We start from the raw sequence: 14,256 nt of genomic DNA, 5'->3' as shown, positions 1-14,256 counted from the left end.
TCGCCGGTACGGTAGGAACTCCCCCTGAGGGAGGTTCAAGTCGTGTCGTCGTCCGACGGTCAGTCACCTCGCCGCACCGGCCCCGGCGAGACCGTTCGCCGTACCGGCCCCGGCGAGACCGTTCGCCGTACCGGCTCCGGCGGGACCGTTCGCAGCACCGCCCCCGGAGGAACCGTGGACGGACGTGGCGCGTCCCCGGACGGGATGCTGAGCATCGGACAGCTCGCCGAACAGGCGGGCGTCTCCGTCAAGACCGTCCGCTTCTACTCCGACCGCGGCCTGCTGCCCGAAGCCGCCCGCAGCGGTGGCGGCCACCGCCGCTACGGCCCCGACGCGCTCGACCGGCTCCGCCTCATCCGCTCCCTGCGCACCCTCGACCTGCCGGTCCCCGAGGTGAGCCGGGTCCTCGACCGGGAGGACGAGCTGGCGGACATCGTCGCGGGGCAGCTGCGGGAGGTCGGCTCGCGGCTGGCCGCCCTGCGCTGGCGGGAGGCGGCCCTGCGGCTCCTGACCGACTGCACCGCGCGGGAACGCGCCGAGCGGCTGCGGCTGGTCGGGGCCCTCGCCACGCCGCCCGGCACCGACGCGCTCGCCCGGTTCTGGCGGTACTGGCTGCCCGCACGGCTCCCGGCCCGGGTCGTCACCGCCGTCGTCGACCAGGCGGTGCCGACGCCGCCCGACAGCCCCACCCCGGAACAGGTCCTCGCCTTCGCCCGGCTGCAGGACTTCGTCACCACCCCCTGCTTCGTCTCAGGCCCCCGCGCCGGTACCGACTACGGCCAGCCCGAGGTGCACCTGCCCGGCAAGGGATACCGCCCCGCCGTCCTCTACGAAGGCCTCCCCGAGGCGTACGAACTGGCCTCGGCACAGCTGCGGGCGGGCCGGGCCCCGCACCGGGGCGAGGCGCTGGACTGCTTCGTCGCCGTCCACGCCGCCTCGCTGGGCCGGCGCGACACCGCGGACTTCCGCCGCGAGCTGCACCGCATGCTCGCCGCCGAACCCCGCATCGACCTCTACTGGCAGCTCACCGCCGAGATCCTGAGCCCGCCGTCGGGTCCGCCGGAGCCGACGCCCGGAGCCGCCGACAACTGGCTCCGGGAGGCGCTGGCCGCGACCGCGTCGGCCCCGGACTACGGGCGCGTCCACACCGCGACGTAGTCGACCGCCATCGCATGGCCGGGCCGCGTCGCCGCCGTCGGCGTCCTGTGGCCCGCCACGCCGTCCGGGAAGCCGCCGCCCATCGCCACGTTCAGCAGGAGGAAGTACCCCTGGTGGGACGTCATGTCGTTCCACGTCTTCGTCGAGAAGCGGTCCTGGCTCAGGGTGTGGAACCGCTCCCCGTCGACGTACCAGCGCAATTGGTTGGGTGTCACCGAGCGGTCCCACTCGAAGCGGTACGTGTGGAAGGCCGACTGGCAGGCGGTGCCGGGGCAGGGGCGGCTGGCGCCCAGGCCCTGGGTCTCGTTGCAGTCGCCGCCCGGGTTGACGCCGCAATGCAGCACGCCCCACACCGAGTTGATGCCGTTCACGTTCTCCATGACGTCGAACTCGCCGATGGACGGCCAGTTCTGGTAGTTGCCCCGGTAGGGCGAGCCGAGCGCCCAGAACGCCGGCCAGTACCCGAGCGCCGCGTCCCCCGTGACGTCCGGCATCCGGATGCGTCCCTCGATGGCCAGCGTGCCGCCCGCCGGAGCCTTGAAGTCGCTGCGCCGCGTCTCGATCCGCGCGGAGGTCCACTTGCCCGCCGCGTCCCTGCGCGGGGTGATCCGCAGGTTGCCCGCGCCGTCGAGGGCGAGGTTGTCCCGGGAGTTCGTGTACTCCTGGATCTCTCCCGTGCCCCAATTGGGCGGCCCGCCCGGGTAGTTGTGCCCGAGGTCGACCTGCCACTTCTTCGCGGAAGGCGCGCTGCCCGCGGGGCCGTTGAAGTCGTCGCTCCACTTCAGTGACCAGCCGGGGGCGGGCGGCGGCACATCACCGCTGGCCGTCCCGGGCGTCAGCAGCGCCCCGAGCAGGCCGACGGCGGCGAGTCCGGCCAGGAGGGAGGTCCTGCGCATCGGGCGAGACGCGCGGGCTGCGGGGGCTGCGGGGGCCGTGGGGGATGTGGGGGATGTGGGGACCGTGCTCATCGGGCACCTCCGTGGTGGGGGCGGGGAGTGTGACGGCGAACGGTGAGAGCGCTCTCAGAACTGTGCTGCTGGTTTTGTAGTTATGGTCGCGGCGCGCGTCAATGGCTGGAGTGCGTCAACTTCCTGAAGGCGTGCGGCGGTTGCCCGGCCACACTTACTTTCCGGTGAGTACCTGACCAATTAGTCGGTACTTGTGGGGAGTTGGCGTCCCGCCAACGATGGTGACCATGACGAATCACCCCCTCAAGGACCACCGCCTCGCGGACCACTCCCTCTCGAACCAGCCCCGCCCCGCCGTCGCCGTCCTCGGGCTCGGCTCCATGGGCCAGGCCCTCGCCGGCGCGTTCCTCGACGCCGGCCACCCCACCACCATCTGGAACCGCTCCGACGGCAAGGGCGACGGCCTCGTCGCCCGGGGCGCCGTCCGTGCCGCCACCCCCGGGCAGGCGGTCCGCGCCGCCGAGGTGGTCGTCGTCTGTGTCGTCGACTACGACGCCGCGCGGGCCGTTCTCGACCAGGCCGCCGACGACCTGCCCGGCCGCCTCCTCGTGAACCTCACCTCCGACACCCCGGAGCGCGCCCGCGAGGCCGCCGCCTGGGCGGAGGCGCTCGGCGTCGACTACCTCGACGGCGCCGTCATGGTTCCCGCGCCGATGATCGGCACACCGGAGGCGCTGATCTTCCACAGCGGCACGCGGTCCGCGTACGAGAAGTACGAGCCGACGCTCAAGGCCCTGGGCGGGCGGACCGCGTATGTCGGGGAGGACCACGGGCTCGCGGCGGTCCACGACCTGGCCGTCCTCGACTTCTTCTGGATGGCGATGCACGGCCTGGTGCACGGCTTCGCCCTCGCGGCCACGGAGGGCGTGCGGGCGGCGGCCCTCGCCCCGTATGTGAAGGTCCTCGCCGACCTGCTGGCGGACATGGTCGACGGTACGGCGGCGGACCTGGACTCGGGGAAGTTCCCCGGTGACCTGGACAACCTCACCGTCGAGGCGGCGAACGTGCGGCACATCGTGCGCGCCGCCGAGCACCGCGGCCTGGACGCGGCCGCTCTGCGCGGCGTCCTCACCTCGGCCGACAGGTCGATCGCGCTCGGGCACGGTGCCAACAACTGGACCTCGATCGTCGAGGGCATCCGCGACCCCGCCTGACCGGCCCCGGGCGGAAACTGCCTGGCCTTGACGCCCACGTCAAGGATTACCGTCTGTCCATGCGAATCGGCGAGCTCGCGGCGCGCGCGGGGACGACCACGCGGACGCTGCGCTACTACGAGTCCCGCGGGCTGCTGCCCGCGCGGCGGTCCGGCAACGGCTACCGCACGTACGACGAGGACGACGTGCGGCTCCTGGAGCAGATCAGGACCCTCCAGGACTTCGGGTTCGACCTGGAGGAGACCAGGCCCTTCGTGGAGTGTCTGCGCTCCGGCCATCCGGAGGGCGACTCCTGCCCCGCGTCGCTCGCCGTGTACCGCCGGAAGCTCACCGAACTCAACGCCCTTATCGGCGAGTTGACGGCGGTGCGCGACCAGGTCGGGGCGCAGCTCACGCGCGCCGAGGCGGCGCTCGAAGGCGGCCCCGAGCCGCGGTGCGAACTGACCGGATGAGGAGAGTGGTGGCAGTGAAGGCAGCAGGCGTGGCCGAGGTGACGGACGCGGATTTCGAGGGGGAGGTGCTGCGCGAGGCGGACCGGCCGGTGCTCGTGGAGTTCACGGCGGACTGGTGCGGGCCCTGCCGGCAGCTGGCGCCGGTGCTGAGCGAGATAGCGCGGGAGGAGGCGGACCGGATCAAGATCCTTCAGCTGGACGTGGACCGGAGCCCCGCGACCGCGATCGCGTACAAGGTGCTCTCGGCGCCGACCATGATCGTGTTCCGTGGTGGTGAGCCCGTGCTGCAGATGGTGGGCGCGCGGGCCAAGCGGAAGCTGCTGGCGGAGCTGGCCGACGTGCTCTGAGGGCCGGCGGCACGGGAGAGCGACAAGAGAAATGCCCCGGACGAATTGACGTCCGGGGCATTTCTCTGCGTATATTGGATTCTTTCGCGAAGCTCTTGCCATTTGCGCATGACGACTTCACGAGAAGCTTTATACGAGCACTGTAACTGGCGAGGGGCTGAATTGTCAACCGAGGAATTGCGTGAAGAGCAGCAATTCGTCTCCGGGCTGTACGCACGCCTGGACGCGCTGCGCGAGGAGGCCGAGACCGCCGTGCAGGCTTCGTTGTCGCAGGTGGGCACCGGTCTCCAGGCGCGTCTGGAGCGCGACGTGCTGGTGGCGGAGCAGTCCGGGCTGCTCGCCGCCTTCGACGCGGGGGAGAACGGGCTCTGCTTCGGGCGGCTCGAATTCCGGGACGGCCGCGACCATCACATCGGACGCATCGGAATCCGCGCGTCCGACGCCGAACGCACCCCGCTCGTGATCGATTGGCGTGCCGATGTCGCGCGCCCCTTCTATCTCGCGACGGGCCACACCCCGATGGGCCTGCGCAGGCGTCGGCACATCACCACAAAGGGCCGCGAGGTCACGGACCTGCACGACGAGATCCTGGATCTCAGCGACACCACCCGCACCGGCTACGAGAGCGCCGACGCCGACGAGGTGCTCCTCGCCGCGCTCGACTCCGCCCGCACCGGCCGCATGCACGACATCGTGCAGACCATCCAGGCCGAGCAGGACCGCATCATCCGCGCCCCGCACCGCGGCGTCCTCGTCGTCGAGGGCGGCCCCGGCACCGGCAAGACGGTCGTGGCGCTGCACCGCGCCGCGTTCCTGCTCTACGCCCACCGGGAGCTGCTCGCCAAGCGTGCCGTGCTGATCGTCGGCCCGAACCCGGCGTTCCTCGGCTACATCGGCGAGGTGCTGCCCGCGCTCGGCGAGACCGGCGTGCTCCTCTCCACGGTCGGCGAGCTGTTCCCCGGCGTGACGGCGACCGGCACGGACAGCCCCGAGGCGGCCGAGGTGAAGGGCCGCGCGGAGATGGCGGACGTGCTCGCCGCGGCCGTACGGGACCGGCAGCGGACCCCCGAACCGGGCGAGCCGGTGATCATCGAGCACGACGACGGCGACCTGATCCTGGACTGGACGATCGCCGACCAGGCGCGCGAGGCGGCCCGCGCCGCGGACGTGCCGCACAACCTCGGCCGGCCGCACTTCGCGTTCCGGATCATCGACGCGCTGACCGCGCAGCTCGCCGAGCGCATCGGCCACGACCCGTACGGCGGGCCGAACTTCCTCGGCCCCGACGACATCGCCCAGCTCGGCAAGGGCATCGCGGCCAGCGCCGAGGTGCACGCGGCCATCGAGGAGCTGTGGCCCACGCTCACCCCGGAGCGGTTCCTTGCCGACTTCCTGGAGGAGCCGACGGGGCTGAGCGAGGCGGACGCGCGGGCGATCCGCCGTCCGTACGACGCGCCCTGGACGCCCGCCGACGTCCCGCTGCTCGACGAGGCCGCCGAGCTGCTCGGGCACGACGACAGCGCCGAGCGGGCCGCGGCCGAGGCCGAGCGGGCCAAGCAGATCGCGTACGCGCAGGGTGTGCTCGACGTCTCGCGCGCCTCTCGGACGTACGAGTTCGAGGACAAGGACGAGGACGACGCCGAGGTCCTGCTCGCGCACAACATCATCGACGCGGAGCGGATGGCCGAGCGCCAGGAGGAGGCCGACCACCGCAGCGCCGCCGAGCGCGCGGCCGCCGACCGCACCTGGGCGTTCGGGCACATCATCGTCGACGAGGCGCAGGAGCTCTCCGCGATGGCCTGGCGGCTGCTCATGCGGCGCTGCCCGACCCGCTCCATGACGCTCGTCGGCGACCCGGCGCAGACCGCGGAGGCGGGCGGCTGCGGTTCGTGGGAGTCCATCCTCGCGCCGTACGTCGAGGACCGCTGGGAGTACACCCGGCTCGGCGTCAACTACCGCACGCCCGTGGAGATCATGGAGGTGGCGGCCGAGGTGCCGCGCGCCGAACAGCCCGACTTCCGGCCGCCGAGCTCCGTGCGGTCCACGGGTGTACGTCCTTGGGCGCGCCGGACCGACGACCTCGCCGCCGCCGTGGCCGACGCGGTGGCCGCGGAGGCGCGGGACGAGGGCCGTCTCGCGGTGATCGCCCCGCGCGACCTCCACGCGGAGCTCGCCGCACGGCTGCCCGGGGTGACGGCCGGGCGGGCCCCGGACCTGACGCGGCCGGTCGTCCTGATCGACCCGCGGCAGGCCAAGGGCCTGGAGTTCGACACGGTCCTGGTCGTCGAGCCCGCGCGATACGGCACGAGCGACCTCTATGTGGCCCTGACCCGGGCCACGCAGCGCCTCGGCGTGTTCTTCACCGAGGAGCTGCCCGTGGCGCTCAAGGGGATCGAGAGCTGAAGGGGGCCCGGCAGGTCACACCGGGCGCAGCCACACCGTGGCCAGCGGTGGCAGCGTCAGGCGCAGCGACGCGGGGCGGCCGTGGGACGGCACGGGGTCCGGCTTGAGGGGGTCGGGGCTGGTGACGCCCCCGCCGCCGAAGCGGGCCTCGTCCGTGTTCAGGACCTCCTGCCAGGCGCCGAAGCCGTCCGGCACGCCGAGCCGGTAGGCGTGCCGCACGACGGGGGAGAAGTGGGAGACGGCGAGGAGCGGGGTGCCGTCCCCGTCCTCCGCCGGGTACCGCAGGAAGGCGAAGACGTTGTCCTCGGTGGCGTCGCCCTCCACCCAGGCGAAGCCCCCGGGGTCCGTGTCGCGCTGCCACAGGGCGCCCTCGCGGCGGTAGACGGTGTTCAGCTCGCGGACGAGGTCGCGCACGCCCCGGTGGTCGGGTTCGGCGCCGTACGCCGGGTCGAGCAGCCACCAGTCCGGGCCGTGCGCCTCCGACCACTCGGCGCCCTGCGCGAACTCCTGCCCCATGAAGAGGAGTTGCTTGCCCGGGTGGGCCCACATGAAGCCCAGGTAGGCGCGCTGGTTGGCGCGCTGCTGCCACCAGTCGCCCGGCATCTTCGACACCAACGACCGTTTGCCGTGGACGACTTCGTCGTGCGAGATGGGCAGGACGTAGTTCTCGCTGTAGGCGTACACCATCGAGAACGTCATTTCGTTGTGGTGGTACTTGCGGTGCACCGGCTCCTTGGAGACGTAGTCGAGGGAGTCGTGCATCCAGCCCATGTTCCACTTGAGACCGAAACCGAGGCCGCCGAAGCCGCCCGGGCCCTGGTGGTGCGTCGCCCGCGTCACGCCGTCCCAGGCCGTGGACTCCTCGGCGATGGTGACGACGCCGGGGCAGCGGCGGTAGACGGTGGCGTTCATCTCCTGGAGGAAGGCGACGGCGTCGAGGTTCTCGCGGCCGCCGTGCGCGTTCGGCGTCCACTCGCCCTCCTCGCGGGAGTAGTCGAGGTAGAGCATCGAGGCCACCGCGTCGACGCGCAGGCCGTCGATGTGGAACTCCTCGCACCAGTAACTGGCGTTCGCCACCAGGAAGTTGCGGACCTCCTTCCGGCCGTAGTCGAACTCCAGGGTGCCCCAGTCGGGGTGCGCGGACCGGGCCGGGTCCTCGTGCTCGTACAACGGCCGGCCGTCGAACTCGGCGAGCGCCCAGTCGTCCCGCGGGAAGTGCGCGGGCACCCAGTCCATCAGGACGCCGATCCCGGCCCGGTGCAGCGCGTCGACCAGGAACTTGAAGTCGTCGGGCGTGCCGAGGCGGGCGGTCGGCGCGTAGAAGCCGGTGACCTGGTAGCCCCAGGAGCCGCCGAAGGGGTGCTCGGCCACGGGCATCAGCTCGACGTGGGTGAAGCCGAGGTCCGCGACGTACGCGGGCAGCTGCTCCGCGAGTTGCCGATACGTGAGGCCCGGCCGCCAGGAGGCGAGATGCACCTCGTACACGGAGAAGGGCGCCTCGTGGGCCGGTACGGCCGTGCGGCGCGCCAGCCACTCCTGGTCGTGCCACTCGTGGTGCGACTCGTGTACGACCGAGGAGTTGGCGGGCGGCGCCTCCGTGCGGCGCGCGAGCGGGTCGGCGCGCAGGGTCTTGGAGCCGTCGGGCCGGGTGATCTCGAACTTGTACAGCTCGCCCTCGCCGACGGAGGGCGCGAACAGCTCCCAGACGCCGGTGCCGCCGAGCGAACGCATCGGGAAGCCGGTGCCGTCCCAGAAGTTGAAGCCGCCGACGACCCGCACGCCCCGGGCGTTGGGCGCCCACACCGTGAACCGGGTGCCGGTCGCGCCCTGGTGGATCATCGGCCGCGCGCCGAGAGCGGTCCACAGCTGTTCGTGGCGCCCCTCGCCGATCAGGTGCAGGTCGAACTCGCCGAGCGAGGGGAGGAAGGAGTACGCGTCATGTATCTCCAACTCCGCGTCCTCGTAGGTGACGTGGAGCCGGTAGCCGTCCGGCACGGCCCGCAGCGGGAGGACCGCGGAGAAGAAGCCGTCGCCGTCGTCGCGCAGCTCGGCACGGAGGTCGTCGGCGACCACGGCGACCGCCTTCGCGTACGGGCGCAGGGCCCGGAACGCGATCCCGCCGGGCACGGGGTGGGCGCCCAGAACGCCGTGCGGGTCGTGGTGGGTACCGCTCAGGAGCCGGTCTCGGTCGCTCGCCGGGACGGGCGATTCGGTGACGGGCGGCGGCACGGCACCGGGCGCGGTCACCGCTTTGGTCCCTCCGTCGGCCCCGGACTTCGGCTGTGCCTTGGGTGGTCCGGCCGTCGCTCCGCTGCCCTTCGCCGGTGCTTTCGCCGCCGTCTTCCTGGCGCCTTTGGTGCTCTTGGTGGTCTTCGCGTGCTTCTCGTCGGACGGTTTGCGGGGGCGCGGGGTCACGGGAGAGGCCTCCTCCGGAGGGGTGGTCAGTGGGCGTCGTCGGCGGGGCCGTCCTGGGTGAGGCGGCGGACCGCGGCCATCGGGACCGGCAGCCAGTCGGGGCGGTGGCGGGCCTCGTAGAGGACTTCGTAGACCGCCTTGTCGGTCTCGTGCGCGCGCAGCAGCACGGGGTCCATGCGCGGGTCGCGGCCCGAGACCTCCGCGTATCCCGAGCAGTACGCGGCCCGGCACTCGTCGGCCCACTCGGGGTCCCAGGTGCCGTGGGAGGCCGCGTAGTCGAAGGAGCGCAGCATGCCCGCCACGTCGCGGACCGGCGGCTGCGGCAGGCGGCGCTCGGCGAGCGGCCGCGCGGGCTCGCCCTCGAAGTCTATGAGCGACCACTCGCCGTCGGGGGAGCGCAGGCACTGCCCGAGGTGCAGGTCGCCGTGGACGCGCTGGGCCGTCCACTGCTGGCCCTCGCCGCCCAGGTCGGCCAGCGCCTCGAAGGCGGTGAGCAGCCCCGGGGCGTAGGGGCGCAGCACGGGGACGGCCTGGGCGGCCGCGGTGAGCCGCTCCGCCATGGCGTCCGCCGCCGCCTCCACCTGCGCCCGGCCCAGGGTGACGGTGGGCAGTGCGGCCGCGAGTGCCGCGTGCACCTCCGCCGTGGCGCGGCCGAGGGCCCGCGCCTCACCGGTGAAGCTCTCGCCCTTGTCGCGCATCCGCAGGGCGAGCTCCCAGCCGTCCTCGGCCCCGGCGAGGTACGGCTGGAGCACCCCGAGGCCGCAGCGCTCGGCGTCGTCGGCGCCGGCCGACAGGTCGGCGAGGAACCAGGCGGCGGGCGCGGGCACCCGTGCGCAGCCCTGGCGGGCGAGGTGCAGCGGTATCTCCAGGTCGGGGTTGACGCCGGGCACCACGCGGCGGAAGAGCTTGAGGATGAACGTATCTCCATAGATGAGCGAGGAGTTGGACTGCTCGGTGGCGAGCAGCCGGGGGACGAGCCCGGAGGGGATCTCCGCGCTCATGTCGCGTTCGAAACGGAGTACGCCGTGCCGGCCGGGCATGCGCAGCCGCTCCAGGAGCAGCTCGGTGAGGTGCCGGTCGTGCAGCGCGTCGTACACCGTCGCTCCGGCGAGGGGGCCCTCGGTGACGTGGCCGATCAGGGCGGGGGCCAGGTGCGGCGGCAGGGTGCGGCGCACGCCGAGGAGCAACTGGTAGCAGTCGGTGGGCCGTTCGGCGCCGACGCCGTCGAGCGCGGCGCCGTGCGCCGGAATGATCGGCTGGCGGACCCGCAGGAGGAGGTGGAGCAGGCCCGACGGCGAGCCGTGCGGCAGGAGTTCGGTCGCCGTCACCGCTTCCAGGGCGCTGATCGGGCGCCCCTTCCCGGCGAACCACCGCTGCCGTGGCAGCCACTCGCGCAGCAGCGGGTCGAGCGAGGCGAGCAGCGCGGTGGCGTGTGCGGTGGGGCGGATGGCGGCTTCCGACATGGCGTCGCGTCCTTTCCGCGTCGCGGACGAGGCAGGGTGCGGGAGTGCCGGTGGTGCGGAGGGAGAGTGCCGGTTGTTGCGTAGGAGTGCCCAGGGCGGGGCGGCGGAAACCGCCCCGCGAGGGCGTCGCGCTGCCGGAGCCTACGCCGGTTCCTTGCGCAACCGGAACCAGTAGAACCCGTGCCCCGCCAGGGTCAGCAGGTACGGCAGCTCACCGATGGCCGGAAAGCGCACCCCGCCGATCAGCTCCACGGGATGGCGTCCGCTGAACGCCTGCAGATCGAGCTCGGTGGGCTGCGCGAAGCGCGAGAAGTTGTGCACGCACAGTACGAGGTCGTCCCCGTCGTCGCCGGTCGACGGGGCCTCCCGCAGGAAGGCGAGGACCGCCGGGTTGGTCGAGGGGAGCTCGGTGTAGGAGCCGAGTCCGAACGCCGGGTTCTGCTTGCGGATCTCGATCATGCGGCGGGTCCAGTGGAGCAGGGAGGAGGGGCTGCTCATGGAGGCTTCGACGTTGGTGACCTGGTAGCCGTAGACGGGGTCCATGATCGTGGGGAGGTAGAGGCGTCCGGGATCGCAGGAGGAGAAGCCGGCGTTGCGGTCGGGGGTCCACTGCATGGGGGTGCGGACGGCGTCGCGGTCGCCGAGCCAGATGTTGTCGCCCATGCCGATCTCGTCGCCGTAGTAGAGGATCGGCGATCCGGGCAGGGAGAGGAGCAGGGCGGTGAAGAGTTCGATCTGGTTGCGGTCGTTGTCCAGGAGGGGGGCGAGGCGCCTGCGGATGCCGATGTTGGCGCGCATGCGCGGGTCTTTGGCGTACTCCGCGTACATGTAGTCGCGTTCTTCGTCGGTGACCATTTCGAGGGTGAGCTCGTCGTGGTTGCGCAGGAAGATGCCCCATTGGCAGCCGGAGGGGATGGCGGGGGTTTTCGCGAGGATTTCGGAGACGGGGTAGCGGGATTCGCGGCGTACGGCCATGAAGATGCGGGGCATGACGGGGAAGTGGAATGCCATGTGGCATTCGTCGCCGCCGTTCTGGAAGTCCCCGAAGTAGTCGACGACATCTTCCGGCCACTGATTCGCCTCGGCCAGCAGGACCGTGTCCGGGTAGTGCGCGTCGATCTCGGCGCGGACACGCTTCAGCAGGTGATGGGTGCGCGGGAGGTTCTCGCAGTTGGTGCCCTCCTCCGCGTACAGATAGGGGACGGCGTCGAGGCGGAACCCGTCGATGCCGAGGTCGAGCCAGAACCGAAGGGCCGAGATGATCTCTTCCTGCACGGCCGGGTTCTCGAAGTTGAGGTCGGGCTGGTGGGAGAAGAAGCGGTGCCAGTAGTACTGCTTGCGGACGGGGTCGAAGGTCCAGTTGGAGGCTTCGGTGTCGACGAAGATGATGCGGGCGTCCTGGTACTGCTTGTCGTCGTCGGCCCAGACGTAGTAGTCGCCGTAGGGGCCTTCGGGGTCGTTCCTGGAGGCCTGGAACCACGGGTGCTGGTCGCTGGTGTGGTTCATGACGAAGTCGATGATGACGCGCATGCCGCGTTGGTGTGCGGAGTCGACGAATTCCACGAAGTCGGCGAGGTCGCCGAATTCGGGGAGGACGGCGGTGTAGTCGGAGACGTCGTAGCCGCCGTCGCGGAGGGGGGATTTGAAGAATGGTGGCAGCCAGAGGCAGTCGACGCCGAGCCATTGGAGGTAGTCGAGTTTGGCGGTGATGCCTTTGAGGTCGCCGATGCCGTCGCCGTTGCTGTCCTGGAAGGAGCGGACGAGGACTTCGTAGAAGACCGCGCGTTTGAACCATTCGGGGTCGCGGTCCTTGGCCGGTGTGTCCTCGAAGGTGTCCTGGACGGGCTCGTTGACGATCATGGTGTGGGTGACCCTCCGATCAACGGTGAGGACGGTCGCAGGACCGTGAGGATGTGCGCGGGGGCGCGGCCCGGTTCGAGGCGCACGTAGTTGGCCCTGCCCCAGTGGTAGGTCTCGCCGGTGAGCTCGTCGCGCACCGGCACGGACTCGTGCCATTCCAGGCCGAGTTGCGGCATGTTCAACGAGACCGTGGCCTCCTGGGTGTGGTGAGGGTCGAGGTTCACGACCACCAGAACCGTGTTCGATCCGTGCTCGTCGGCGGCCGTCTTCGAGTACGCGATCACCGCTTCCTTGTCCGTTTCGTGGAAGTGCAGGTCGCGCAGTTGCCGGAGGGCGGGACTGGTCCGCCGGAGCCGGTTCAGGGCGGTGATCAGCGGGGCGATCGTCTCGCCCCGGCGGGCGGCGCCTTCCCAGTCGCGGGGCCGGAGTTGGTACTTCTCCGAGTTCAGATACTCCTCGCTCCCGCGCCGCACGGCGGTGTTCTCGCACAGCTCGAATCCGCTGTAGACGCCCCACGTCGGCGACAGCGTGGCGGCGAGCACGGCCCGCACCTCGAAGGCGGGCCGGCCGCCCTCCTGGAGGTAGGCGTGCAGGATGTCCGGGGTGTTCACGAAGAAGTTCGGGCGCAGGAAGTGCGCCGTCTCTCGTGACAACTCCGTGAGGTACTCGGTGAGTTCGGCCTTGTCGTTGCGCCAGGTGAAGTAGGTGTACGACTGCTGGAAGCCGATGGCCGCGAGCGTCCGCATCATCGCGGGCCGGGTGAAGGCCTCTGCGAGGAAGATGACGTCCGGGTCGGTGCTGTTGACCTCGGCGAGCACCCGCTCCCAGAACACGACCGGTTTGGTGTGCGGGTTGTCGACGCGGAAGACACGGACGCCGTGGGCCATCCAGAACCGCAGCAGCCGCACGGTCTCGGCGATCAGCCCCGGCATGTCCTTGTCGAAGGCGATCGGATAGATGTCCTGGTACTTCTTCGGCGGATTCTCGGCGTACGCGATGGAGCCGTCCGCCCGCCGACGGAACCACTCGGGGCGCTTCTCCACCCACGGATGGTCCGGCGAGCACTGCAACGCGAAGTCCAGGGCGACTTCGAGGCCGAGCTCGCCGGCCCGGCGCACGAACGCGTCGAAGTCGTCGAGCGTGCCGAGGTCCGGGTGGACCGCGTCGTGACCGCCCTCCGGCGAGCCGATCGCCCACGGCACGCCGACGTCGTACCGGCCCACCGAGAGAGAGTTGTTGGGCCCCTTGCGGAAGGTGGAGCCGATGGGGTGGATCGGCGGCAGATAGACGACGTCGAAGCCCATCCCGGCGATGGCGGGCAGCCGTTCGGCCGCGGTACGGAACGTCCCGGAGACGGGCGGGGCACCTTCCTCGACGACGGCACCCTCCGAGCGCGGGAAGAACTCGTACCAGGACCCGAAGAGAGCCCGCTCCCGCTCCACAATGAGCGGCAACTCCTCGGAGGAGGTGACGAATTCGCGCAACGGGTACCGCGCGAGCGCCGACCGCACCTCCGGGGTGAGGGCGGCAGCGAGACGGGCCGCCGGTGAGCGGCCCGTGTCGCGCAGTGCCTGTGCCGCGTCGAGGACGGCGGCCCGTTCGGTGCGGGGGACGCCGGACGCGGCGCGCTCGTGGAGGCGGGCGCCCTCCTCCAGGACCAGCTCCGTGTCCTGCCCCGCGGGAATCTTGATCCGCGCGTGGTGGCGCCAGGTCGTGACCGGATCGCCCCACGCCTCCACCGCGTACGTCCATCGCCCCTCGGCGTCCGGTGTGACGTCGGCGCCCCACCGGTCGGTGCCGGGCGCGAGCTCCCGCATGGGGGTCCAGGGCCCGGGGCGCCCCTCGGGATCGCGCAGGACGACATTGGCGGCGACCGCCTCGTGTCCTTCGCGGAAGACCGTGGCGGTGACCTGGAACGTTTCTCCAGGCACCGCCTTCGCCGGTTTTCGCCCGCCGTGGACGGCGGGTCGTACGTCCTGGACGGGGATCGTGGGCTGCGCCGACGTGTCTGGCGGGGGTGAGCCTAGAGGCATGTC

At 71.5% G+C, this 14,256-nt stretch carries 10 protein-coding genes; 5 read left to right on the top strand and 5 right to left on the bottom strand.

The window, feature by feature from the left end; translation table 11 throughout:
• Window positions 1–204 precede the first annotated feature (204 nt).
• The gene (locus ACZ7LU_RS12330) at window positions 205–1,158 is read left to right on the top strand and encodes a MerR family transcriptional regulator (RefSeq protein ID WP_471917063.1); all 954 of its coding nucleotides are present in this window, start codon (window positions 205–207) and stop codon (window positions 1,156–1,158) included.
• On the opposite strand, the gene ACZ7LU_RS12325 is transcribed toward ACZ7LU_RS12330, so the two are convergent.
• Window positions 1,131–2,054: a glycoside hydrolase family 16 protein gene (locus ACZ7LU_RS12325; RefSeq protein WP_468089606.1), complete on the bottom strand. Its 924-nt coding sequence runs from the start codon at window positions 2,052–2,054 to the stop codon at window positions 1,131–1,133. The genes ACZ7LU_RS12330 and ACZ7LU_RS12325 overlap by 28 nt on opposite strands.
• 299 nt (window positions 2,055–2,353) lie before the next feature.
• On the opposite strand from ACZ7LU_RS12325, the gene ACZ7LU_RS12320 reads away from it, so the two are divergent.
• The 4 genes from ACZ7LU_RS12320 to ACZ7LU_RS12305 all read left to right on the top strand — a co-directional run bounded on the left by ACZ7LU_RS12320 (window position 2,354) and on the right by ACZ7LU_RS12305 (window position 6,482).
• On the top strand, window positions 2,354–3,280 hold the full coding sequence (locus ACZ7LU_RS12320) for an NAD(P)-dependent oxidoreductase (protein WP_471916662.1): 927 nt from the start codon (window positions 2,354–2,356) through the stop codon (window positions 3,278–3,280).
• A gap of 59 nt (window positions 3,281–3,339) precedes the next feature.
• Window positions 3,340–3,732, top strand: coding sequence for a MerR family transcriptional regulator (locus ACZ7LU_RS12315; RefSeq protein WP_398301372.1), 393 nt, complete (start codon window positions 3,340–3,342; stop codon window positions 3,730–3,732).
• Window positions 3,729–4,079 (top strand): thioredoxin family protein, encoded by a 351-nt coding sequence (locus tag ACZ7LU_RS12310; protein WP_398301374.1) that lies wholly within the window; start codon window positions 3,729–3,731, stop codon window positions 4,077–4,079. The genes ACZ7LU_RS12315 and ACZ7LU_RS12310 overlap by 4 nt, the downstream gene beginning before the upstream one ends.
• 162 nt (window positions 4,080–4,241) lie before the next feature.
• Window positions 4,242–6,482 (top strand): HelD family protein, encoded by a 2,241-nt coding sequence (locus ACZ7LU_RS12305; protein WP_471916661.1) that lies wholly within the window; start codon window positions 4,242–4,244, stop codon window positions 6,480–6,482.
• Window positions 6,483–6,497: 15 nt separating this feature from the next.
• Here the strand turns inward: ACZ7LU_RS12305 and glgB are convergent, their stop codons facing one another.
• From glgB to ACZ7LU_RS12285, 4 genes are all read right to left on the bottom strand, one after another.
• On the bottom strand, window positions 6,498–8,897 hold the full coding sequence (gene glgB, locus ACZ7LU_RS12300) for a 1,4-alpha-glucan branching enzyme (protein ID WP_471916660.1): 2,400 nt from the start codon (window positions 8,895–8,897) through the stop codon (window positions 6,498–6,500).
• A gap of 26 nt (window positions 8,898–8,923) precedes the next feature.
• Window positions 8,924–10,360, bottom strand: a complete 1,437-nt coding sequence (locus ACZ7LU_RS12295; RefSeq protein ID WP_468313933.1) for a maltokinase N-terminal cap-like domain-containing protein — start codon at window positions 10,358–10,360, stop codon at window positions 8,924–8,926.
• A gap of 141 nt (window positions 10,361–10,501) precedes the next feature.
• On the bottom strand, window positions 10,502–12,220 hold the full coding sequence (gene treS, locus ACZ7LU_RS12290; RefSeq protein WP_468089594.1) for a maltose alpha-D-glucosyltransferase: 1,719 nt from the start codon (window positions 12,218–12,220) through the stop codon (window positions 10,502–10,504).
• A complete protein-coding gene (locus tag ACZ7LU_RS12285; protein WP_471916659.1) occupies window positions 12,217–14,253 on the bottom strand; it encodes an alpha-1,4-glucan--maltose-1-phosphate maltosyltransferase in 2,037 nt (678 codons plus the stop codon). Before ACZ7LU_RS12285 ends, treS begins: the two co-directional genes overlap by 4 nt.
• Window positions 14,254–14,256 lie beyond the last annotated feature (3 nt).

This window comes from Streptomyces sp. NPDC039462 (assembly GCF_055639375.1).
This window is presented reverse-complemented; position numbering and strand designations above follow the sequence as displayed.